Genomic DNA, 23,858 nt, shown 5'->3' on the forward strand with positions numbered 1-23,858 from the left:
GGAGGACGTTTGAAATGAAGTTAGAAAACATGCCCGCTGAATTCGTGGCGGCGCTACCAATTCTTGAAACAATCGAAGCAGCCGGTTATGAAGCGTACTTCGTCGGTGGATCAGTGCGCGACACGTTGTTGGGCAAGCCAATCCACGATGTTGATATTGCGACTTCAGCATATCCCGAAGAAGTAAAGGCTTTGTTTGATCGCACAGTTGATACTGGCATTGAACATGGCACGGTGATGATTTTGGATCACGGCCAAGGCTATGAGACGACGACGTTCCGAACGGAATCAACGTACACGGATTTCCGTCGTCCTGACGAAGTAACCTTCGTCCGTTCGCTAGAAGAAGACTTGAAGCGTCGTGATTTCACGGTGAATGCCTTTGCGTTGACGAAGGATGGCGAAATTATCGATATGTTTGACGGCTTGTCAGACATGGACAATCACATCTTACGTGCGGTTGGCGAAGCAGAAGAACGTTTCCACGAAGATGCGTTGCGCATGATGCGTGCAGTTCGCTTTGCAGCGCAATTGGACTTCAAGATTGAAGAGAAGACGCTACAAGCTGTTAAGGATAACGCCCACTTGTTGGCTAACATTGCCATCGAGCGTACGAATGTTGAATTTACGAAATTACTTCAAGGTAAGGCAGCCCGTTATGGTTTGCTAGAAATGATTGCCACGACATTGAACAAGTACATGCCAGGTCTTGAAACGGTCGACATTGATTTGATTGGCTACGCAGACTTGTTGGCTGATCAACAACCAGCAAACGATGAAGAAGCTTGGACATTGTTGGCCTTTGAACTTGGTTTGACGCCTGAAGATGCAGGTTTGTTCTTGAAGAAGTGGAAGCACTCAAACGATATGGTGAAGACCATCAAGGCATCTATCAAGTTGTTGAACAAGTTGCGCTTGGGCGACGTTGAAGCTTGGGACTTGTACGAGACCTGGGCAGCAATAGACAACGCGCTGCGTGTTGCAACCTTGAGTGAGCTAGTGGTTGATGTGCCAAAGCTTGAAAGTCGCTATGCTGACTTGAAGATTAAGACAAAGAACGAATTGGCCTTTAACGGTGGTGATTTGACTAAAGGCATGGGCCTTAAGCCAGGACCATTGTTTGGTAAGATTTTGGCAACCCTTGAACGTAAGGTTGTTGCAGGTGATTTGGCGAACAACCACGCTGTGTTGCAAGCTGAAGCACAAAAGATGGTAGAGAAAGAGACGAATAAGTAATGAAGCAACTACGCGCGACTGATTTGAAGAGTGTTTATGGTGAAAAAACACTACTTGACCAAGTATCTTTCCTGATTGAAACGGGCGACCGTGTCGGGATTGTTGGTGTGAATGGAACTGGTAAGACGACTTTGTTGAATGCCATTTCTGGTTTGAACCCCGCTGATAGTGGGTCAATCGACACACCAAACGACTACACGATTGGTTATTTGCAACAAGAGCCACCACTAGATGGCGATAAGAAGGTGATGGAAGCCATCTTCGCTGGTGCCCAACCAGTGTTCCAATTGATTCGTGATTACGAGGCAGCTTTGGAAGCTTATTCAGCTAACCCAACTGACGAGAAATTGTTGAACCGCTACACGAAGTTGGAGCAACAAATGACGCAAGAAGATGCTTGGGTCGCTGAGTCTGAAGTGAAGACGATTTTGACCCAATTGCACTTGCCTAACTTGGATTTGCCTGTGTCAGCTTTGTCTGGTGGTCAACGCAAGCGTGTTGGACTGGCTCAAGTGTTGATTCAAGCGCCTGATTTGTTGCTTTTGGACGAGCCAACCAACCACTTGGACTTTGATTTAATTGAGTGGTTGGAAAAGTACTTGTCTGATTACAAGGGTGCTGTGATGACGGTAACCCACGATCGTTACTTCTTGGATATCGTCACGAACCGCATTTTTGAAATGTCATTTGGTAAGTTGTACGAATACATCGGTAACTACGAGAAGTATGTGACGTCAAAGGCCGAACGTGTTGAGGCTGAAGCAGTTGCTGAACACAAGTCTGCCCAACTCTACAAGAAGGAATTGGCTTGGATGCGTACGGGTGCGAAGGCCCGTTCTACAAAGCAAAAGGCCCGTGAAAATGCCTTTGCTGACTTGGCAGCGCAACAAGGTACCCGTCAAGTTGAAGGTGATGTTGAAGTTAACATGGGTCAACAACGCTTGGGTAAGAAAGTTATCAACATTGAACATGCTAGCTTGGCCTTTGATGGCCGTGTGATTTTGGATGACTTCAATGAATTGATTCAAGCCAACCAACGCATTGGTATTACTGGTCCAAACGGAACTGGAAAGTCAACGTTGTTGAACGCGATTGCGGGGGTACAACAACTCGATTCTGGTGTGATTGAAATCGGTGAGACGGTTAAGATGGCTTACTACACGCAAGTCACAGAACCAATCCCCAAGGACAAGCGTATGTTGGCGTACCTGTCTGAAGTTGCTGAAGAAGTGACTGACCGTGATGGTAACGTTGTCTCTGCTGCTGAACTTTTGGAGCAATTCTTGTTCCCAAGCTTCATGCACGGAACGTTGATTCGCCAACTTTCAGGTGGTGAGAAGCGTCGTTTGTACTTGTTGAAGTTGTTGATTCAACAACCAAACGTGTTGCTTTTGGATGAGCCAACCAATGATTTGGATATTGGTACGTTGACGGTTTTGGAAGATTACTTGCGTTCATTCGCTGGTACGGTTATTACCGTTTCCCACGATCGTTACTTCTTGGATAAGGTTGCTGATCAACTGATCATCTTCCGTGGTGCTGGGCAAATTACTCGTTACCGTGGGATGTTCAGTGATTACTTGGCGGAATTTGGGGCACCAACGACGGATGCGCCAAAGCCTGCCAAGCCAGCTGCTGAAAAGAAGCCGGTTGCTGAGACGCCAAAGAAAAAGAAGTTGACATGGGCCGAACAAAAAGAATGGGACACAATTGAAGACGACATTGCTGAACTTGAGGGGAAGATTAGCCAAATCGAGGCCGACATGGTCGAAAATGGCGCTGATTTTGGTAAGTTAAGCGAGTTGCAAGCAGAATTAGATGAAACAAACCAAGCGCTCGAAGATAAGATGATGCGCTGGGAAGAGCTATCAGAACGCGTAGAGGGGTAAGCGATAATGGCTGAAAAGATTTTGATCTGGGCACAAACTAACAATGGGACAATTGCGTTGAATGGGTCGATTCCATGGCGTCAAAAGGCCGACATGAAGTTCTTTAAGGAACAAACGATTCACCAAGTGGCGTTGATGGGACGTAACACCATGCTAAGTTTCGGTGGACGCGCGTTGCCAGAGCGCATTAATATGGTGTTGACGCATGACGAGACTTTGTCAGTGCCAGCTGGTTTTGACAAAGTCTACAGCATGGATGAAGCAGAGCGCATTGCTGATGAAAACGACATGAAGCTTGCGGTTATCGGCGGTAAGGCGATTTATGACAGTTACTTGCCAGTAGCCGACATTTTGTACGTTACTTATTTGGATACTGATTTTATGGGTGACGTTTTGATGGCACCGGTTGATAAGACGATTTGGCTTGGTGAGGAAATTGCTTCTGGTCCAGCTAATGACGACAATCAATACGATTGGCGTATTGTGAAGTACACACGTCGCTAATTTTGTCGCAGTAGCAATTAACATGTGACTTTTTTAAAAAATAGGCGTAAACTGTTCAGGTAAAATCATTTTGGCCGAAAGAGGCTAAGAGGTAGAAAAATGAAGTACGTCGTAACTTTCTTCTGGACGTTCATCTTGGGTGAGATTATCGGTTACATCGGTAGTGCCCTTGAAGGAACTTCATACAACGCAACTACTACGTCATTGTTTGCGATGGTGATTGGTGTAATCGGTACGGTTGCATTTTCAGCTATCTCAAAGTCTGCTGCTCCTAAGGATGCGGCCAAGGCGGAAGATTAATAGTTGCACACACGACTCTAAAAGACCATCCGTTCTGCGGGTGGTCTTTTTTTAAGGTTATCGCTATAATGAAATTAAGTTAAAACGAATTTGAACGATGACGTTCAGGAAGGGGCAGATATGGTACCACTACAAACAAAAACAGCATTCAGTTTGTTGCAAAGTCCCATGATGCCAAGTCAGCTTGTAGCTTCTGCGAAAGCCAAGGGATACACGGCTGTTGCAATGACGGACAATGACGTCTTGTATGGCATGGACAATTTTTACCGTGCTGCCAAGTCAGCTGATATCAAGCCGATTTTAGGATTAACAATTACGATTCAAGGATTGGCGACTTCACAACATTATCCGATTGTGTTGCTGGTTGAGAATCAAACCGGTTATCACAACCTGCTGGCTATCAGTAGCTTGTTGAAGACGACGTCGGATGTTGTGACGTTCGATATGTTGACGATTTATTTGGCTGGATTATATATTGTGTTACCGAGCGTTGGCGAGTTGCCTGTTATTTTGGGCGCCGAACCAGACCGTGCAATGGATATGGTGCAAAGTATCAGTGCGGTAAGCGATGCGAACCATGTCTTTTTGGGTGTATCAACGGGGATGCGTGACGAATTGATCGCACAATTACGCCAATTGTCAGAGAACACTGGTGCCCGTTTGCTAGCGTTGACGGAAGTTGACTATGCTGACCCACAGGATCAATTTGCGGCGCAAGTGATTCGTAAGATTGGCCAAGGTGAAGTCATTGCGAATGTCGCACAGGCCCAACGCGAACCCGCTACGGCTTATTTAGAATCTGCGGATGATTGGACGGCTGAATTCATGGCACGTGGTTTGGGGGATGCAGTCGCGAATACCGATTGGATTGCTGAGCACAGTGAATTTGAATTGGTGAAGTCAAAGGTAACGTTGCCACCGTTTGAAACGCCGAATGGGCAAACGTCAGCCGACTACTTACGGGAATTGGCGACAACCGGGTTAAAGAATTGTTTGCATGGTTTGTCAGTTGATGAAACGGTCTATCAAGAACGTTTAGCGCACGAATTGGATGTCATTGTTGAATTAGGATTTGCGGATTACTTCCTGATTGTCTGGGACGTGCTTAATTTTGCACATAAAAGCGCGATCCGAACTGGTCCGGGACGTGGGTCAGCCGCAGGTTCGCTAGTTGCGTATACGTTGTGGATTACAGATGTTGATCCAATTGCGTACGATTTGCTGTTTGAGCGTTTCTTGAATCCAGAACGTGCGCAAATGCCTGATATTGATATTGATATTCCTGACAATCGTCGTGAAGAAGTGCTGTCATATTTGCACGAGAAGTACGGTCATGAACGGGTGGCCCAAATTATTACGTTTTCAACGATGGCGCAACGTGCGGTTATTCGTGACGTGGCGCGTGTGTTTGGTTTGAATCCAACGCAAATTGATGCGCTATCTAAGTCGATGCCACGTGATGCTGCCAATCTTGAGGCGGCGTACGAATCATCACAGCCTTTCCGCAATGCACTGATTGATTTGCCAGTTGATGGCGAATTGTTGTATCAAACAGCCCGTAAGCTAGAAGGGCTACCTCGTAATTCATCATTGCACGCGGCTGGTGTCGTCCTTTCAGCCGATCCACTAGTGCAAACAATGCCGGTTCAATTGGGAGAAGATGGTCGTTTGGTAACGCAATTACCAAAGGGACCCGTTGAAGCGCTTGGGTTGTTGAAGATGGATTTCTTGGCGCTTTCCAATTTGAACATTTTGGATATCGCGTTGCGTGAAATTCAGAAAACAGAAGATGGTGCGAACTTTAACATTGCCAACATTAACCTAAATGATGACGCGACACTGCGATTGTTCCGCCACGGCATGACGAATGGTGTGTTCCAATTTGAATCAGCGGGTATGAAGAACATTTTGCGCCAGTTGCAACCAGATAGCTTTGAAGATATCGTGGCAGCCAATGCACTGTTCCGTCCAGGTCCAATGCAAAACATTCCGCATTTTGTGGCTCGCAAGCATGGGCAAGAGAAACAAGATGTACCAGATCAAAGTATGGCGGATATCCTAGCGCCAACCTATGGCGTTATCGTCTATCAAGAGCAGGTTATGCGTGTCGCGCAACAATTCGCTGGCTTCTCACTAGGTGGTGCCGATTTGCTACGTCGTGCGATGTCGAAAAAGGACGGTGCTAAGATTGCCGCGATGAAGACGGACTTTATTGCTGGGGCGGTAGCGAACGGTCATGACGAAAAGGTCGCCGAACAAGTATTTGGTTACATTGAAACGTTTGCCCAGTACGGGTTTAACCGTTCGCACGCAGTGGCCTATTCAAAGCTGGCCTTCCAATTAGCTTACATCAAGGCGCATTACCCAGCGGCATTTTATAAGGCTGTTTTGAATGATGCTATCGCCGACAAGAAAAAGGTTGGCGCGTATATTGCTGAAGCCAAGGCATCCGGCGTTAAGTTGCTGGGACCAAGTATCAATCACTCATGGCAAGGTTACTCAATGAATAAACAGGGCGAACTCCAGATGGGATTGGCCTCGATTGCCGGGATGCGTCGTGATTTCCGTGAATCAATCCTGAAGGAGCGCCAAGAAAACGGGGCTTACAAGGATTTGGGTAACCTGATTGGGCGACTAGAGAGTAAGTATCGCAAGGTTGAACAACTTGAGCCACTCGTTTATGCTGGCGCACTTGATGAATTTGGTTTTAATCGCAAGTCAATCCTAGCGTCGTTACAAGGTTTCATTGATGCGATTGGATTGGCGGGTGAGTCAATGTCATTGTTTGCTTCATTGACGCCAAAGGTTCGTGAAATTGAAGACTTTACACCGGCTGAGAAGCTAGGGTATGAGCGTGACTACTTGGGCGTTTACCTCAGTGGACACCCGATCGAGCCATACTTAGCGGCGATTCCGGACAACAGCCATACCGATATTTCGTCACTGGCAGTTGTGATGAATCAGGCAACGGTGGTGATTTATGTTGAGAACGTTAAAAAGATTCGCACCAAGAAGGGCGATCAAATGGCGTTTGTTGATGGTATGGACTTGTCGGGTTCGATTTCAATTACGTTATTCCCACAACTCTTCCAACGCGTTGCGCCATTGCTAGTGCCGGAAAAGGTACTAGTAGTTACAGGTAAGGTTGAGCAACAACGTGGTCGTGATGATATTCAGATTGTCGCAAATACGATTGTTGAAGCTAGTCAGTTTATCAAGCGTTTTGAGAATCAAACCGAGCAAGTGACGGCAACTGAACCAGGTACTGGACGTTGGTATTTGCGTATCACAGCAGCTGCCCAAGCGGCCGGTGCGCTTGATGCACTGAATGCCGTTGTGATGTCCCACCACGGTAATAATCCAGTATTGGCGGTATACGAAGCTGATGGTAAGAAGTTGGCGTTGGGTCAACGTAATTGGTTATCGGCTGGGGATGCCACGATGAAGGCGCTACAAGAAGTTTTGGGTGCAAATAATGTTGTATTCCAAGCAGACTAAATGAATGTTTTTAATGAAGCGAGTTCTGAATTATGAGAACTCGCTTTTTGTTTTTCTCAGATACACTGCAAGAAGAATAAATGACTTATGCTTGTAATACGAATAACTATTAAAAATGGGTGTGAATGCGTTACAATAAACAATAACTATCCGGATGGATATATCACGAATGACACGCTGCGGGTTCGAATCCCCATCGGCGGTTGTTTGGAAACAGAGGATAAATTTATGGCAGAAGCAAAAGTGTTGACCGCACAAGAAGTGCATGACCTCGTTGCTGGGTACATGAACGAGGATCATGTTAAAAAAGTTGATAAAGCATACGACTTTGCTTACAACTTGCACAAGGAACAAAAGCGTAAGTCAGGTGAACCTTACATTATTCACCCGATTCAAGTCGCTGGCATCTTGGCTGACTTACATATGGATCCAGATACAGTCGTGGCAGGTTATCTGCATGATGTCGTCGAGGATACTGAAGCAACGTTAGAAGATGTTGAACGTGAATTTGGTCATGACGTGGCGGTAATCGTTGACGGCGTTTCAAAGTTGTCAAAGATTGAATACAAGTCGTCACGTGAGCAACTGGCAGAAAATCACCGTAAGTTGTTGTTAGCGATGTCACACGATATTCGTGTCATCATCGTTAAGCTGGCTGACCGTTTGCACAACATGCGTACGTTGAGCGCATTGCGTGAAGAAAAGCAAAAGCGCATTGCGTCAGAAACGTTGGAAATCTACGCACCATTGGCTGATCGTCTGGGAATTATGACGATTAAGTGGGAACTAGAAGATATGTCTTTGCGCTATCTTGAGCCAGAGGCATACCACGACATCGCTAAGTCAATGCAATTGCGTCGCCAAGAACGTTTGGAAATCGTTGACCAAGCAGTTAGCGATATTGAGCAAGCGATTACGGAATTGCATTTGCAACACGCCGAAGTATATGGTCGTCCAAAGCACATCTATTCAATCTACCGCAAGATGGTGGACAAGAAGAAGAAGTTCGACGAAATCTATGACTTGTTGGCTATTCGTGTCTTGGTAGATACAATTCCTGAAACTTACGCCGTATTGGGTGCGATCCACGCCCGTTGGACACCGATGCCAGGTCGTTTCAAGGATTATATTGCGCTACCAAAGGCAAATGGTTACCAATCATTGCACACGTCGGTCATTGGACCAGGTGGTCGTCCACTTGAAGTACAAATTCGTACGTACCAAATGCACGAGGTCGCCGAATTTGGTGTGGCTGCACACTGGGCTTACAAGGAAGGTAACTTCGCTGGGGCTGATGTACAGAATGCGGACCAGCAGAAGTTGAACGTGATCCAAGGAATCTTGGAATTACAAGAAGATGCGCGTGATGCTGATGACTTTATGGAATCGGTTAAGGGTGACTTGTTCACGGACCGCGTGTTTGCCTTCACACCAAAGGGAGATGTGATTGAATTGGCAAAGGGTGCTGGTCCATTGGATATGGCGTACAGCATTCACACCAACGTTGGTAATCACACAACGGGGGCTAAGGTTAATGACCGTATGGTACCGTTGGACTACCCAATTAAGACGGGGGATATTGTTGAAATTGTGACGTCACAAAACGCCAAGCCAAATCGTGATTGGATGAATTTGGTGTCAACGCGTCGTGCTCGTAACAAGATTAAGCAATATTTCCGCAAGCTGGATAAGGACGAAAACATCGAAGCGGGCAAGAAGATGGTTGCCGATTGGCTAGCTGAGGAAGGCTTTGATGTTGAAGAGTTGATGCAAGCTGACAACGAGGCAAAGGCAGCTGAAAAGTTGCACTTCCTAAGTGTTGATGACATGTATGCATCGCTCGGATTTGGTGATTTGAAGCCGCAAGGTGTGGCAAACAAGTTCACAGAAGAAAAGCGTGCCGAGCTTGAAGAAGCCCGTCAAGCAGCCGAGCAAAAGGCCATTTTGGAAGAACACCAAACGATTGAAAACGAAAGCAAGAAGTCGAAGGAGAAGCCACAACACGGTGAAGATCGTATTGTAATTCAAGGTGTCGACAACTTGTTGGTTCGCTTGGGCCGTTGTTGTACACCGGTACCCGGTGATGAAGTTATCGGGTATGTAACCAAGGGTCGTGGTGTATCAGTGCACCGTTTGGGATGCCCGAACTTGCGTGCGGCTGAAACGGAAGGTCAACGTTTGGTTGATGTTGCCTGGGAAAAGCCAGAAGGTGATACGAAGAATGAGTATGACGCTGACTTGGCTGTGGCAGCAACTAACCGCAACAAGTTGTTGAACGACGTTATTCGTACAGTGAATAACACAACGAAGTCATTGAACTTTGTGAACGGTCGTATTGATCACAATAACAACGTTAATATTTCATTGAGCGTTGGCGTTCGTAACTTGGAACAATTGGAACACATCATGGATTCGATTAAGAATGTCAAGGATGTCTACGAAGTAAAGCGAGCATTTAAGTAATGAGAGTTGTCTTACAACGAGTATCATCAGCTAGTGTAACGGTCGAAGGTCAAGAGCTGGGTGCAATCAAGCAAGGGTACATGTTGCTAGTTGCCATTCAAGATACGGATACGGAGGCTGAGTTGGATTACTTGGTTCGTAAGATTACTGGTTTAAGGGTCTTTGAAGATGAAGCTGGTAAGATGAACTTAGGTATTCAAGATGTTGGCGGATCAATTCTGTCAATTTCTCAATTCACGCTTTATGCCGATACGCGTCGTGGTAATCGACCAAGTTTTACGGATGCAGGTGCACCCGCATACGCTGAAAAGATGTATGACCAATTTAATACAAAATTGGCAGCGACGGGCTTGAAGGTTGCCACGGGTGAGTTTGGCGCTGATATGAAAGTCAGCTTGGTCAATGACGGACCAGTTACAATTATCTTTGATACCGATAATAAATAATATGAATTTTGACGTGGTCAAACAAAAGTCATAGTTTCGCCCTACAATTCCCTAGTAATATGCAATGATATTGATAGTATTGTCTGTTGCGCGTGTGCTACAATACACATATACAAATTAAGACAATTGCGAAGGGAAGTATCGTTATGGCAGAGAAGCTGATTCAATTGCGCGTCGAGGACAATGTCAAGGACAAGGCAGATGAGATTTTCAAGTCACAAGGTTTGACAACTCAAACAGCCATCAAGATTTTCTTGACGCAAGTTGCGAACACTGGTGAGTCACCATTTAGCAACTTGTTCTCACGCAATCAATAATTTGTAGAAGTGAATAGAGATTTCGGTTGGGCGTATGCTTCAAGTTTCCTGGGTGGGTAACCAGGGGAATTTGAAGTGTGCGCTTTTTTGTTTTTGTTAGGCTTATATAAAGTAAGTTGCAGGAGGTAGAGATGGAATTTTTGATGATGTTGGGATTGCTTGTTGTGACGCTGGGATTCGGTTGGATTGCCGGCAAGTTAGGATTTGCAAAAGTTGTGGGTCAACTAATCGCCGGTGTGGTTGTGGGACCAGCACTGCTTGGGTTGGTTGAGCCATCGCATTTGATGCACGTTGTCTCAGAATTTGGGGTAATGTTGCTGATGGTAAATGCCGGTTTGGAAACTGATGCGCGTCAATTATTGCAAAATTTCAAGGCATCTAATTTGGTTGCTTTGATGGGAGTTGTCGCGCCGTTAGCGGTATTCCCGGTTGTTGCCTTGCTGTTTGGTTACGAGTGGCAAATTGCGTTGTTCTGGGGTGTCGTGTTCGCCGCTACGTCAATTTCAATTACCATTTCAGTTTTGGGTGAACAAGGAAAGCTTGGAACTGTCATGGGAGCTGTTGTACTGGGGGCAGCCGTACTAGACGATATCTTGGCTTTGCTATTGGTGACGGCTTATGCGGACTTTATCGGTGGATCAGGACTGGGATTAAACACGGTTATGCCAATTATTGCGTTTGCAATTGGTGTGTTGCTCCGTCAGTTGCCAAAGTCAGATAAGTTGTTGCATACGACGGAATTGTTTGGTGAATGGACGGTATTCCCAATCTTCTTTGGATCGATTGGATTGAACGTCGTCTTTCATAATTTGGCTGAAACGTGGTGGATTATGATTTTGCTAACGGCCTTGGCGGTGGCAACAAAGTACTATGGTGCCGGATTGGTGCGCGTATGGCGCGACTGGACAAGTACACCAGTAATGCAATTGGCGCGGGGATGGTCTCACGTGGTGAAATGGCGTTGGTTATTGCCCAAATCGGTGCAACTGGCCACATTTTGTCGAACCAAGTGTTTGGTGAAATGGTAATCGTAATCATTGCCTCAACAATCATTGCGCCGCTGATGATGCGTCCGTTGATTGCAAAAGTTAAATAAAATTGGAAAAAATTAGCTTATCTGTCTCTTTCTTGTCGAAGCGTAAAAAAACACTGTATTGCATACGTGTTTTTTACGTATTAAAATGAAGAGGCAGGTAAGCTTTTTTCTATGAAACGACGAGAAGTAGAGAGACGTTTTTTTGAATGCAGGATGGCATCTATTGCGACATGGGGCCAACCATGATGTTTGGATTTCGCCAAGCGGCGTACGAGAATGGTTACCGCGACATCCACAAATTAAGGATGTGTTAGCGATTAGTTTGTTCAAGAAACATGGGATTTAGGAGGTGGCTTCGATGAAGGATACAGTGGTTTATCCGATTATTGTGCACACACAGACCGATGATGATTACTATTTTGTAGAAATTCCAGCGGTTAATGGTATGACACAAGGAAAGTCAGTAGCGGATGCAATCGAGATGGCGCAAGAATACGTTGGAGAAATGGCGGTTGAGTTAGCTCACGATGGTCAAGATTTGCCAGACTCTGTCTATACGTTGCCGGCAGCAACTGAAGATGAAGTTGTAACGTTGGTAGATGTGAATGTCAAAGAGTACATCGCGTTAAGCGATAATCGCCCCGTTAAAAAGACACTAACGATTCCATATGCAATTGATCGCATGGGACGCGAGGCGGGGATTAACTTTTCCCAAACACTGGCTGAAGCGATTCAAGAAAAATTACAGAATTAAAAAACAGGACCTGAGAACTCGTTGTGAGTCATCAGGTCCTGTTTAGTTTATATCTTACAATGGGTCAACGTCGTAACGCTTCGTACGCAATTCTTGCTTTTGTGCCTTAGTTGGCTTGAACAAGAAGTCGAAGTAAGCTGCGCGCCAGTCATCGAAAGAAATGGCCAATTCAGCAATATCTTCAGGAATGTCGGCACGTGGGATACGGTCGATGTCTGGGTGCTCAGCAACATAGCTTTCCATCCAGTCAGCAATCTTAGCGTGACCTTCGTTTTCCTTTTCAACGTTGAACCAGTTGGTTGGCTCGTAGTGAATCAAGTCATCTTCGACGTCGAACAATTCCATCGTTCCGTGAACACGGAATGGACGAATCAACTTGACGTCTGGGTTGAACTTCCAAACGAAGTTACCTGGCGCAGTTTCTTCAACGTCTTCAAGTTGCACGACAGCACCAGCCATGTTTGATGGCAAACCAGCTTGCTTCAATGCGTATGATGTAACGACCAAGTCGCCACGGTGATCAGTTCCAAATGGGTAAACCACACCAATCTTTGATCCGACCAAGATGTCGATCAAGACTTGTGGCTCCATACCAACAGCCTTCATAGGATGTATCTCACTTTCAAAAAATAATGATGTCTACTTATTCTATCAAAACTCTGGGAAAATGTCAGAAATGAATTCGAATTAGTTTACATATAACGCCTAACTTCTGGTAAACTGTAATAGACAGAAAATGGGTTTACTGACGGCATGTCAGTTGAACAACGGCTTTGCCAGCGCTGTGGCATCGGACTACCTTAGGTTGATGCAGCTGATGCAAAGAGATATATGGAGAAAATAATATGACACACAAAATTGGAGAAATCATCTCAGCCAAGGTGACGGATGAGAACGACAAGTATTACTACGCACAAATTGACGGTTTGACATACGAAATCGACAAGAGTGAATTGCAAAAGCCATTGAAGATTGGTGGCGTTGTAACTGGATTTGCATACGAGAACGAAAAGCACAACTTGCAAATTACGAAGAAGATTCCTGACGTTCGTCTTGGCCACTATGCATGGGGTGAAGTAACGGATATTCGTCGTGACCTTGGTGTTTTCGTGAATATCGGTTTGCCAAACAAGGATGTGGTTGTGTCACTTGATGAGTTGCCAACAATTAAGGAATTGTGGCACAACGCGGTGACAAGTTGATGATTACGTTGCGCATTGATAAGAAGGATCGTTTGTGGGGTGAATTGGCCTCAGCTGACATCCTACAAGCTGTGCGCATTCCAGCCAAGCCTGATATGAAGAACAAGCAAGTGAAGGCGACAGTTTACCGTTTGAAGATGGTTGGAACGTTGGTTATCACACCAGATTACAACTTCGGATTCATTCACCCGGATGAGCGTCAACGCGAACCACGTCTTGGTGAAGAAGTTGATGCACGTGTTATCGGTGTCCGTGAAGATGGTGTGTTGAACTTGTCATTGCGTCCACGTGCTCACGAGGCAATTTCAGATGATGCAGCGATGTTGTTGGCATTGTTGCAACGTTCATCAACGCACAGCTTGCCATTTACTGATAAGTCAGATCCAAAGCAAATTAAGAAGTACTTTGGTATGTCAAAGTCACAATTCAAGCGTGCAGTCGGAAACTTGTACAAGCAACGTAAGATTACGCAAAATGAGAACGGGTTGTTCTTGGTAGAAGAAAGCGACGGCGAATAAGATGTTACATCAGGTAGGTCCATATGAAGATAATATGGTTGACTACCTGCACTATCTGACGGTGGAGCGGGGGTTGTCGGCCAATACGCGGGCATCCTATCAGCAAGACCTGCGTCATTTCTTTACGTATTTGATTGAAAAAGAAAAGTCGATGCCGTTGGCGAATATCGACCGTTTCACGATTATGGCCTTTCTCGGTGAGTTAGAGAAAAACGGCAAGTCACGTAACACGGTCATTCACATGGTGTCCACGTTGCGAAAGTTTTTCCAATTTGCGACCAGCAATAACTGGGTGGCTATCGATCCAATGACACAAGTCGATCCGCCTAAAAAAGCGCAACATCTGCCAGCTGTTTTAACGCTGACTGAAGTCGAAGCTTTGTTGGCGGTACCTGACCCCAACACGCCGTTGGGTTTGCGCAATCGCACAATGCTCGAAGTGATGTATGCGACAGGCTTGCGTGTGAGCGAGTTGGTTAATTTGCGTCTGGATAATTTGCACTTGGAGCTTGGCTTGATTCAGACACTTGGAAAAGGTGACAAAGAACGCATCATTCCGATTGGGGATGTTGCATCGCACTGGTTGCAACGATATTTAACGGATGGACGACCATTCCTTGGCAAACAACAGGATGAACAGGTGATTTTCCTAAATGATCACGGACATCAATTGACACGCCAAGGTGTCTGGAAGTTGATAAAGGGTTGGGTCAAGGCAGCGGGCATTACCAAAGATGTCTCGCCACACACGTTGCGTCATTCGTTTGCGACGCACATTTTGGAAAATGGCGCGGATTTACGTATTGTGCAAGAATTACTCGGTCATGCCGACATTTCAACGACTCAGATATACACACACATTTCGAATAAGCGTTTGACTGAAGTTTATGGCAAAAGTCATCCGCGTGCTTAACTAAGAAAGGAGGCCGTACATGTTAGTTGTGGTTCGTAAAGATCAACCGAAAATTGCGATGGGACTTTTGTCTTATTTGCCACGTTTGCATGATGTGGCTTCTGTGCAACGCGAAATCGAATGGTATCAAGCCAGTGATGCACGTGAAATTTTGCTTTGGCAGTCACCAGAAACGCAACACTATGTTGCTGTATTGGGTGTAGAGGCAGTGTTTGATTCAATTGTATTGCGCTTGGTAGTGTTTGGACCGGAAGTGCCAGGTACATCACGTATCGCTGTTGGTTCAGAAATATATGAAGCGATGAAGCTACGATACCCAGATAAAACGATTGTTGGCACGATTAGCACGCAACCAATCTTGACGGAATGGCGGAAGTATTTGCATGGCTGAAGATTTAACGTATCGCTTGAATGACTTCGAAGGGCCGCTGGACTTGCTCCTGCACCTTATCAAAGTTAATGAAATGGATATTATGGATATTCCAATTGTTGAGATTACGGCTCAGTACTTGGCGTTTTTGCATCAAGCGGAAGAACGAAACTTGGATATCGCTGGCGAATTCTTGGTAATGGCGGCTACTTTGATGTCAATCAAGGCGTCATATTTAATTCCGAAAAACGAAGAATTGACATATGATGAAGAATTAGCCGAATTTGTGTATGAAGAAGATCCACGTGAGGCATTGATGGCCCAACTATTGGAGTATCAACGTTATCAACAAGCAGCCGATGACCTGCGTGAACGTGAAGAAGGACGTCAATTGCAGTTCTCACGTGCGCCGATGGCGATTCCAGACGATATTGACGTGGCGCCATTGCCAGAAGGCTTAGGGTTGTTTGATTTGCAACTGGCTTTTAACCAAATGGTCGCTAACCGCACGAAGAAACAAGTTCGTCCACGCACAATGCGCGGTGAAACGTGGTCAATTAGTGCCCAAATGAAAACAATTGTGGCACGGATGACACCGGGTGAAACGATTGAATTTGAAACCTTCTTTGGGGAACATGATAGTCGCGATAAGATGGTCACAACCTTCCTAGCTATGCTAGAGTTGGTGCGTCACCAACATTTGCGTGTTGCCCAAGAAGATGAATATGGTGCCATTTACCTGACTTTAGGTGATGTGCCATATGATGAAACTGCAGATGAGGGAGTCGATTTTGACGATGAAGACTAGCTTACAACAAATTGAAGGTTTGCTTTTTGTGGCTGGGGATGAAGGCATCACGGTTGCAGAAATGGCCGATGCGACTGGTTTCGCAAAGCCTGCCGTCATTGGCTTGTTAGAAGATCTTGCCGCCAAATATGAGAGCGATGAGAATAGTGCGCTCGACGTTTTGAAGACTGACGACCAGTACCAATTGGTCACTAAGTCGGAACTTGCTGAGACAATTCACCGTTACTTTACGGCGCCACTGACGACAGCTTTGTCACAGGCGTCACTGGAAGTGTTGGCGATTATTGCATATAAGCAACCAATCACACGAGTTGAGATTGACGAAATTCGTGGTGTGCAATCACAAGCAACGATTCAAAAATTAGCACTACGTAATTTGGTAGAAGGACGCGGCCGTTCTAATGAACCAGGTCGCCCAATCCTATATGGGACAACCGCTTACTTCTTGAACTACTTTGGTTTGAGTGATTTGCAAGAGTTGCCACCATTAGTAACAGCCGAGGCTTTGGATGCCTTGCGTGCCCAAAAGGATGTGGCATTGCCTTTGATGCCAGGAGAAGAAGGTGGATCTGCATTTGATGTGGCCCTACCAGAGCTTGCTGAAACAGCAGAAAGAGAAGAATAACATGGCAGAACGATTGCAAAAAGTGATGGCTCAAGCGGGAGTTGCATCACGTCGTGCATCAGAACAATTAATTTTGGATGGTAAAGTAACAGTCAACGGTAAGACAATTCATGAATTGGGAACTAAGGTTGAGCCATCAGATAAGATTGAAGTGAGTGGCGAACCAATTGACTCACGTGAAAAGTTGGTTTACTTCTTGTTGAACAAGCCCCGTGGCGTTGTGACAACAAACAGTGACGATAAGGGCCGTGCAACGGTTATGGACATTGTCGATGAACCTGAGCGTGTCTACCCAGTTGGTCGTTTGGACTACGATACAACCGGTGTTTTGTTGTTGACGAACGATGGTGAGTTGGCCAACAAGTTGATGCACCCACGTTACCGTATCGACAAGGTTTATGTTGCTAAGGTGAAGGGGATTCCAACGAACGAAGAACTAGAGAAGCTTCGTCACGGTGTCACAGTTAAGACAAAGCAAAACGGTCGTTACACGACATTTAACGCTGCGCCTGCCCGTGCTGAAATCCAATCAACGAACACTAAGAACCACACGGCAATTGTGAAGTTGACGATTCACGAGGGTAAGTACCACCAAGTTAAGGAAATGATGAAGGCGGTTGGTCACGAAGTGTTGAAGTTGACTCGTGAGCGTTACGGCATGCTTGATTTGACTGGCCTAACACCAGGTGAGTACCGTCCTTTGCGTTATGAAGAAGTACAAGCGTTGAAGGCTGGAAAGCAATACCGCAAGTCAGCAGGACGCTGGTAAGCTATAATAGAGGCGTCTGGGGCTTCCTGGAGGCCTCTTTTTTGCGGATAAAGGGGAAGGTTATGAGTAAAAGTCGATTAGAAGCGTTTAGTGATGGGATTTTTGCAATCATCATCACGATTATGGTGTTGGATTTGAAAATTCCGTCAATCGGTACTTGGGCGGGAATTGGCAATGCTGCGTGGTTAAGTACATTTTTGGCTTACTTGGTAAGTTTTATTATTACAGCTAGTTTTTGGGTTAGCCACCACTTGATTATTAGTAATATCGAAAAAGTGGATAGTGGCGTCTTGTGGACCAATGCATTGACGTTTTTGCCAATGTCTTTGGTGCCAATTACAACGGCTTGGTTTGGTGAGTTCCCAACCCGGGTAGCGCCGAGTGTGACTTACGGGATTGTGTATGTCATGTCCGTGATTGCTTTGTACAACTTGAGTCATGTCATCGCGAAGCATCTGGACAATCCAGCACAACAAAAAAGAATGTGGCGCGTCAATCGTAGTCGCCTTTGGTTAATCGGCATTGGGCTGATTGGAACGTGCTTGGCCTTTGTCTGGCCACCAATTACCGGTGGTATGGTCTTTGTTATTTCGGGCGGTTGGCTATTTTTACGTAATGTCATCCACGTTCGAGCTATTCAGGACATGTAACCGCTCGACTTTTGTTACAATTACAGTAAGATGAAGAACTGTGGAGAGGTAATGTGCCTTTCACAGAAACGTTTCACAATGATTGTGATGAAATTTGAATGGGGGGATGCAAGATGGCAACACCAGATACACGTTCTGGCCGTAATTATATGAAAACCGGCCCTGGCATGTACGCCTTTGCAAAGGAACACAAAGTCGCCGGCTGGCCTTGGCTATTGAAGCCAATGGGATGGCTTGGCCGTAAGCATTTTAAGAACATTGAGAATTCACTTGCTGATGACGAAACAGTAGTCGTCGCTTTCTTAACGAAAATGGCCGGTTTAACAGATGCAGGTGAACCAACAGGTCGCTTCAAGTGGTATGCATTTGCTCTTGGTGATTCTGGAACTTTGTATTTCGCACATTGGCGTCCATTCCATTTGGATTCTTTGCGTATGACGCTTGATCAAGTGAACACGATTAATCCAGACACTGGTATTATTCGTGGTCGTTTGCAAATCCAAACGTTGCAGGGAACCCAAGATTTGACGTTGAAGTGGTTTGCGCCACAAATTCGCCGTATTTATGATTTGCTGAATAATGAGAAGCACGCTTACGATAAGCTGCGTCACAAGGTTGACTTGGATGGTTGACCATTAGTTAGTCGCGTGCTAACCTTAAATCTACAATTGAATATCTTCAGGGCAGGGTGAAATTCCCGACCGGCGGTAACTACGTTTTGTAGAAGTCCGCGACCCACGTCAGGTTTGGTGTGGCTGACACGGTGTAAATCCGTGACCGACAGTAAAGTCTGGTATGCAGAAGAAAAAATAGATTGACTGGTCACAGCCGGTTTCTTTATGTCGCCCTGGCATGAAGGAACCGGCTGTTTTTACGACCAGGTGGAGGTTTGCTGTTATGAATAAGACGCGTCGTTTGACCGTTATTGCCTTGTTAGCTGCGATATCATTTGTTTTGATGATTTTCCCGCAGTTCCCATTGATTCCAGGTGCATCTTTTTTGAAAATTGATTTTTCATTTGTACCAGTTTTGCTGGGTGCATTGATGCTTGATTTGAAGAGTGGTTATGCCATTTTGCTGTTGCGTTCATTATTGAAGTTGTTGTTGAACAATGAAGGTGTGAATGACTACATTGGCTTGCCAATGAATATTATTGCAATGGCTGTGTTATTAACGGTTATTATGATTATCGTGAAGCGCCAAGATATTTCAGCGAAGCGCTACGTTGTTGGTGCCGTGCTGGGAACGCTTGGATTGACGTTGGCGATGGTGATTTTGAACTACGTTTATGCGGTGCCACTGTATGCGATGTTTGCTAATTTCGATATTGCAAAGACAATTGGCCTCGGGACATACCTATTGTGGATGGTTATTCCGTTCAATCTGATTGAAGGCGCTATTTTGACAGCTGTCTCAGGCTTGGTATATTTGGGATTGCGTCAAATTATTAACACGACCCGCTCACAACTTAACTAAATAAGTCCTATTCTGCTTGCACCGTTTTAGTTTCTTCATTACACTTGGAAGAAATACATGAGAGGTGGTCAAGCAGTTGACAAATGATTTCTTGATCACCCTGTTTTCGGCGTCTGAACCTCGTCGTCACAGGGTGATTTTTGGTTTATTGAAGCGTCAGGTAACAGTGTCAACGGAATATTGGGGTTTGCGCTATGGATTGTTGCAAATTTCAGGTTTGATGCCTCGCCTAGATAAGGACACATTTGATGCCCGCATTGCCGCATTGCAACAAGCAGGATTGCTGGCTGAGGCTGGAGAAGGTCAACTTGTTTTGACGCCAGCCGGTCAAGAAGCACAAGCTGAGTATGCTACAAACCACTACATGCCAGAGCATTTGAGTACGTTATTGAAGGTTGATGTATTGACCTTCATGCAAGCCTTCTGGTTGGCAAATCAAGTGGTGTCAGAAGTGGCGTACAGCAATAAGAAATATTATCCTTTGCAGATTGATCCACGTACGATGCTGACGGTTAAGACGTGGTATGGCAACATGAATTCACCACGTTTGGTTGCAACGTGGGCATTGACGATTTAACGATTCTTGCAACGTCGACCACAAGAAGACGCGGACCGCTTGGTAGCAACGTGGGTCGGTCACGAAACACCAGGTTTAAACTTTGAACAGTTGGGCTTCCCAGCAACGTGGACGGAAGATGATTTTTATTTCTGGCAGATTGATCAATACGCAATCTGGTCAGAAGAATTGCAACGCGGTGCCAACACGCCATTGAAGTTGTTATGGGATTTGGTTGCCCACCGCCCATTGCTACCAAATAGCGTGCAAGCGTCATATAACGGCGTGATTGCCGGTCGCCCAATGGATGAGATGGTCCAGAGCCGTCGTTTGAAGATTGGGACGATTCGCGAACACTTGTTGACCGCGGCGATTTGGCTACCGATGAATGATTTTCCGTATAAGAACTATTTGACGCCGGATGTGGTTGCTCACTTTGAGCAAAACCTAACCGGACCAATTAACGATTGGGAGTTTAGCATGGTTCGTACATCTGACGATCCACTAGAATTCTTCCTATTCCGTTTGTATGAGATTTATTTGACGAAGCAAGAGGAGGCCGCTCGTGGATAAAACAGCATTGACTGCGGTTCTAAAAGAAAAGTTTGGCTTCGACTCATTTAAGCCGGGTCAAGCAGAAGTGCTTGAAGCATTAACTGCTGGAAAAAACACCTTGGCTATGTTGCCAACTGGTGGTGGTAAGTCATTGATTTACCAAATGATGGGGAATATGCGTGATGGTTTGGTTATCATCGTGACACCGTTGCTATCATTGATGCAAGATCAAGTTGCACGCTTGAATTATGCCGGCGAGTCAAAGGTGGTGGCCTTGAATTCAACGTTGCCACAGGATGCCCGTCGTACGATTTTGCGTAGTTTGGACCAATACAAGTTCTTGTTTGTGTCACCAGAAATGTTGGGACAAACTGTTGTGCAATCTGCTTTGCGTAAGGTGAAGATTAACTTGTTAGTGGTAGACGAAGCACACACGATTGTCAGTTGGGGACCAGATTTCCGACCAGACTACTTAGCGTTGCCACAAGTTCACAAGAAGCTTGGTCAACCACAATTGTTGTTGTTGACAGCTACGGCAACGCCAAAGATGATGAACGATATCACAGTGCCATTTGGATTGCCTGAATCAGACTGGTTCATTTATCGTCAATCCGTAGATCGCCCAAACATTTACTTGCACACGGAAACGTTAGCAAACGAAGGTCAAAAGCGTGAACGCTTGGCCGATTTGGTGCGCCAACTACAGGGACCAGGAATTGTTTATTTCTCAAGCCGTAAGTTGGCCACCTCAATGGCTGATTGGTTGGCAGAAAATACGGATCGTCGTGTGGCAGCTTACCACGCGGGACTTGATACGATGTCACGATACCGCATTCAACAACAATTTATGTTGGGCCAAATTGATGTTATTGCAGCGACGTCAGCTTTTGGGATGGGGATTGATAAGGATAATGTTCGTTATGTGATTCACTACCACTTGAGCAATGATTTGGCTAACTATCTCCAAGAAATTGGACGCGCTGGTCGTGATGGCGAGCAGTCAGCTGCCATTTTGTTGTATGTGCCTGGTGATGAAAACTTACAGCTTAATATGATTGATGGCACCATTCCGAACCGCGAAGTGGTCATGGGTTACTATGATAAGCGATTCGGTGCCGACGAAATCGGTCGTGACAAGGCTAACTTACTTGATTTTTATGCTAAGCAAGGCATGAATCCGGATGAAGTCGCAACGATGTTTGAGGCCCGTCGTCAACAGCGTCAACAAGATTTGTACAACTTAGTTAATTACGCAAAGTCTGATGCGGGGTTACGTCGTCAATTGTTGGATCACTTCGGGGATGATGCCAAGTCAAATGATGAGGCTAAATCGGTCGGTGTCGTTGATTGGCACCCAGAAGAGTTGGCCTTGGTTGCAACTGAAGCACCGGCAGAATTAGCAGGTGTGACGGATTGGCGCACGCAAGTCGCAAAACTTTTTAATTTAGGTTAAGGATTAGATGTGACACTCAATTTTGAATGCGAGTTAGTGTATGCTTAGTAGTATTCAAAAGAGAAAGTTAGGAGACCAATCATGACCGAGAAGAATAATGAACAACAGCCATGGGAGGCATCTTTTAAAGATGAAGCAACCGGTCAATACTCACGAACGCAAAACCGACGCAAGTCTCAACGCGTAAGTATGGTTGTTGGAATTTTGGTATTGATTGTGATTGCTCTGTCATTTGTGCCTGTCTATAAGTATTTGCAAGCGTTGAATAAGCCAGTTGATGCCACAACTAGCACTGAATTACCAGCAACGACTTCAACAAAGACAACCACTACTACGAGCAAAATTACGGAAACTGCAAAGTCAGAGTCACGTGCTAAGAAAGCGGCCAGTGCTTCTGAGAAGAAAGCGAAAGCAGCTAGTCAATCGGCAGCAGAAGCGTCAAGCAAAGCTGCTTCTGAATCAGCTGCTTCGTCATCTGAAGCCTCATCATCGTCAAGTTCAAGTTCAGAGTCTGACGGTAACACGGTGAAGTTTGAGTCTGGTACTTTGTATAGTTTCGCAGTTGCCAATGGGACGACGCCTGAAGCATTGTACTCATTGAACCCAGGATTGACTGCCTCAAATTATTCAACCTACTATGGTCAAGATTTGAAGGTCAAGTAATCTATAAAAGACACATTCCGATAGGAGTGTGTCTTTTATTTTGTGTGAATTTAACGTACAATTAGTTGTTATCTAAATGAGTGAGGACAATTGATTATGAATCCGATTCAAATCGCAATTGACGGACCAGCTTCTGCTGGAAAGTCAACGATTGCCAAAATCTTGGCATCAGACTTAAATTTTGTGTACGTTGACACTGGTGCAATGTACCGTGCAATCACGCTGGCTGCTTTTCAAGCGGGTGTGGATCCAAATGATGAATCAGGCGTAACAGCTCTGCTGCCTGACTTGACCATTACGTTCCAACCTGGTGAACCAGTGCAACGTGTCTTCTTGAACGGTCAAGAAGTAACCGAAGAAATTCGTTCAGTCGAAGTGACGGCCAATGTGTCAGCTGTTTCTTCGTATGCTGCTGTTCGTGAAGCGATGACAGCCTTGCAACGTGATATTGCGTCAGAAAATGGTGTTGTCATGGACGGTCGTGATATTGGAACAACGGTGTTGCCAAACGCGCAAGTCAAGATTTTCTTGATTGCATCGGTTGCTGAGCGTGCACAACGCCGCTTTAAGGAAAACCAAGCTAAGGGGATGGATACATCTCTTGCAGAGCTTGAGGCAGCCATTGAAAAGCGTGATTATCTAGATTCACACCGCGAGATTTCTCCTTTGAAGAAGGCGGATGATGCAGTTGAATTGGATACAACTGGCTTGTCAATCGACGGTGTCGTCGACGCAGTTAAGGCGATTATTGCGGAAAAGACGCAAAACTAACAAAAAACATAAAGAAAGTTGTAAAAGACTACTAGTAATTTATAAAAGGATTCGGTATAATAACTACTAGAGTCGTGTGACCAGGAG

General features: G+C 45.5%; 23 protein-coding genes, 2 pseudogenes and 1 riboswitch. Of the genes and pseudogenes, 24 read left to right on the forward strand and 1 reads right to left on the reverse strand.

What is annotated here, in order from left to right:
- Window positions 1-14: 14 nt before the first annotated feature.
- From OIT45_RS10265 to OIT45_RS10310, 10 genes and pseudogenes are all read left to right on the forward strand, one after another.
- Window positions 15-1,235: a CCA tRNA nucleotidyltransferase gene (locus tag OIT45_RS10265; protein WP_199404484.1), complete on the forward strand. Its 1,221-nt coding sequence runs from the start codon at window positions 15-17 to the stop codon at window positions 1,233-1,235.
- Window positions 1,235-3,124, forward strand: a complete 1,890-nt coding sequence (locus OIT45_RS10270; protein ID WP_264340057.1) for an ABC-F family ATP-binding cassette domain-containing protein — start codon at window positions 1,235-1,237, stop codon at window positions 3,122-3,124. Before OIT45_RS10265 ends, OIT45_RS10270 begins: the two co-directional genes overlap by 1 nt.
- 6 nt (window positions 3,125-3,130) lie before the next feature.
- Window positions 3,131-3,628: a dihydrofolate reductase gene (locus tag OIT45_RS10275; RefSeq protein WP_199404486.1), complete on the forward strand. Its 498-nt coding sequence runs from the start codon at window positions 3,131-3,133 to the stop codon at window positions 3,626-3,628.
- A 99-nt stretch (window positions 3,629-3,727) separates the two neighbouring features.
- Window positions 3,728-3,928, forward strand: coding sequence for a YjzD family protein (locus tag OIT45_RS10280; RefSeq protein WP_003607687.1), 201 nt, complete (start codon window positions 3,728-3,730; stop codon window positions 3,926-3,928).
- Window positions 3,929-4,048: 120 nt separating this feature from the next.
- Window positions 4,049-7,426: a DNA polymerase III subunit alpha gene (locus OIT45_RS10285; RefSeq protein WP_264340058.1), complete on the forward strand. Its 3,378-nt coding sequence runs from the start codon at window positions 4,049-4,051 to the stop codon at window positions 7,424-7,426.
- 228 nt (window positions 7,427-7,654) lie between these two features.
- Window positions 7,655-9,889 (forward strand): RelA/SpoT family protein, encoded by a 2,235-nt coding sequence (locus OIT45_RS10290; RefSeq protein WP_199404488.1) that lies wholly within the window; start codon window positions 7,655-7,657, stop codon window positions 9,887-9,889.
- Window positions 9,889-10,335 carry a D-aminoacyl-tRNA deacylase gene (dtd, locus tag OIT45_RS10295; protein WP_199404489.1) on the forward strand — a complete coding sequence of 149 codons (447 nt, stop codon included), beginning with the start codon at window positions 9,889-9,891 and terminating at the stop codon, window positions 10,333-10,335. The genes OIT45_RS10290 and dtd overlap by 1 nt, the downstream gene beginning before the upstream one ends.
- Window positions 10,336-10,481: 146 nt before the next feature.
- Window positions 10,482-10,652 carry a type II toxin-antitoxin system RelB/DinJ family antitoxin gene (locus tag OIT45_RS10300; protein WP_003607683.1) on the forward strand — a complete coding sequence of 57 codons (171 nt, stop codon included), beginning with the start codon at window positions 10,482-10,484 and terminating at the stop codon, window positions 10,650-10,652.
- A 146-nt stretch (window positions 10,653-10,798) separates the two neighbouring features.
- Window positions 10,799-11,748, forward strand: a pseudogene (locus tag OIT45_RS10305) (cation:proton antiporter).
- Between the two features lie 298 nt (window positions 11,749-12,046).
- Entirely contained in the window at window positions 12,047-12,442 is a 396-nt protein-coding gene (locus tag OIT45_RS10310) for a type II toxin-antitoxin system HicB family antitoxin (RefSeq protein WP_199404491.1), read from the forward strand.
- 54 nt (window positions 12,443-12,496) lie between these two features.
- Here the strand turns inward: OIT45_RS10310 and OIT45_RS10315 are convergent, their stop codons facing one another.
- On the reverse strand, window positions 12,497-13,048 hold the full coding sequence (locus OIT45_RS10315; RefSeq protein WP_056973298.1) for a hypothetical protein: 552 nt from the start codon (window positions 13,046-13,048) through the stop codon (window positions 12,497-12,499).
- A gap of 239 nt (window positions 13,049-13,287) precedes the next feature.
- Here OIT45_RS10315 and OIT45_RS10320 point away from each other — a divergent pair.
- From OIT45_RS10320 to cmk, 14 genes and pseudogenes are all read left to right on the forward strand, one after another.
- Window positions 13,288-14,162: pseudogene (locus OIT45_RS10320) on the forward strand (S1 RNA-binding domain-containing protein).
- 1 nt (window position 14,163) lies between these two features.
- Window positions 14,164-15,075, forward strand: a complete 912-nt coding sequence (xerD, locus tag OIT45_RS10325) for a site-specific tyrosine recombinase XerD (protein ID WP_135797983.1) — start codon at window positions 14,164-14,166, stop codon at window positions 15,073-15,075.
- Window positions 15,076-15,094: 19 nt separating this feature from the next.
- The gene (locus OIT45_RS10330; protein ID WP_135797982.1) at window positions 15,095-15,466 is read left to right on the forward strand and encodes a reductase; all 372 of its coding nucleotides are present in this window, start codon (window positions 15,095-15,097) and stop codon (window positions 15,464-15,466) included.
- Window positions 15,459-16,253, forward strand: coding sequence for a segregation and condensation protein A (locus OIT45_RS10335; protein WP_199404493.1), 795 nt, complete (start codon window positions 15,459-15,461; stop codon window positions 16,251-16,253). Before OIT45_RS10330 ends, OIT45_RS10335 begins: the two co-directional genes overlap by 8 nt.
- A complete protein-coding gene (scpB, locus tag OIT45_RS10340; RefSeq protein WP_135519665.1) occupies window positions 16,243-16,878 on the forward strand; it encodes an SMC-Scp complex subunit ScpB in 636 nt (211 codons plus the stop codon). Before OIT45_RS10335 ends, scpB begins: the two co-directional genes overlap by 11 nt.
- Before the next feature lies 1 nt (window position 16,879).
- Window positions 16,880-17,647: a pseudouridine synthase gene (locus tag OIT45_RS10345; protein ID WP_135797979.1), complete on the forward strand. Its 768-nt coding sequence runs from the start codon at window positions 16,880-16,882 to the stop codon at window positions 17,645-17,647.
- Window positions 17,648-17,709: 62 nt separating this feature from the next.
- Window positions 17,710-18,297: a TMEM175 family protein gene (locus OIT45_RS10350; protein ID WP_199404494.1), complete on the forward strand. Its 588-nt coding sequence runs from the start codon at window positions 17,710-17,712 to the stop codon at window positions 18,295-18,297.
- 113 nt (window positions 18,298-18,410) lie between these two features.
- Window positions 18,411-18,929 (forward strand): hypothetical protein, encoded by a 519-nt coding sequence (locus tag OIT45_RS10355; RefSeq protein ID WP_056973292.1) that lies wholly within the window; start codon window positions 18,411-18,413, stop codon window positions 18,927-18,929.
- Window positions 18,930-18,967: 38 nt separating this feature from the next.
- Window positions 18,968-19,107, forward strand: a riboswitch (FMN riboswitch).
- Between the two features lie 87 nt (window positions 19,108-19,194).
- Window positions 19,195-19,773, forward strand: coding sequence for an ECF transporter S component (locus tag OIT45_RS10360; protein WP_199404495.1), 579 nt, complete (start codon window positions 19,195-19,197; stop codon window positions 19,771-19,773).
- A 148-nt stretch (window positions 19,774-19,921) separates the two neighbouring features.
- On the forward strand, window positions 19,922-20,350 hold the full coding sequence (locus tag OIT45_RS10365; protein WP_264340060.1) for a hypothetical protein: 429 nt from the start codon (window positions 19,922-19,924) through the stop codon (window positions 20,348-20,350).
- A 6-nt stretch (window positions 20,351-20,356) separates the two neighbouring features.
- Window positions 20,357-20,902, forward strand: coding sequence for a hypothetical protein (locus OIT45_RS10370; RefSeq protein ID WP_264330384.1), 546 nt, complete (start codon window positions 20,357-20,359; stop codon window positions 20,900-20,902).
- Entirely contained in the window at window positions 20,895-22,337 is a 1,443-nt protein-coding gene (locus OIT45_RS10375) for a RecQ family ATP-dependent DNA helicase (protein ID WP_264340061.1), read from the forward strand. Before OIT45_RS10370 ends, OIT45_RS10375 begins: the two co-directional genes overlap by 8 nt.
- An 81-nt stretch (window positions 22,338-22,418) precedes the next feature.
- Window positions 22,419-23,000 carry a LysM peptidoglycan-binding domain-containing protein gene (locus OIT45_RS10380; protein ID WP_135797974.1) on the forward strand — a complete coding sequence of 194 codons (582 nt, stop codon included), beginning with the start codon at window positions 22,419-22,421 and terminating at the stop codon, window positions 22,998-23,000.
- A gap of 96 nt (window positions 23,001-23,096) precedes the next feature.
- On the forward strand, window positions 23,097-23,771 hold the full coding sequence (gene cmk / locus OIT45_RS10385; RefSeq protein WP_135797973.1) for a (d)CMP kinase: 675 nt from the start codon (window positions 23,097-23,099) through the stop codon (window positions 23,769-23,771).
- Window positions 23,772-23,858: the final 87 nt, after the last annotated feature.

It is taken from the genome of Weissella sp. LMG 11983 (genome assembly GCF_025908495.1).
Classification (GTDB): Bacteria; Bacillota; Bacilli; order Lactobacillales; family Lactobacillaceae; genus Weissella; species Weissella fermenti.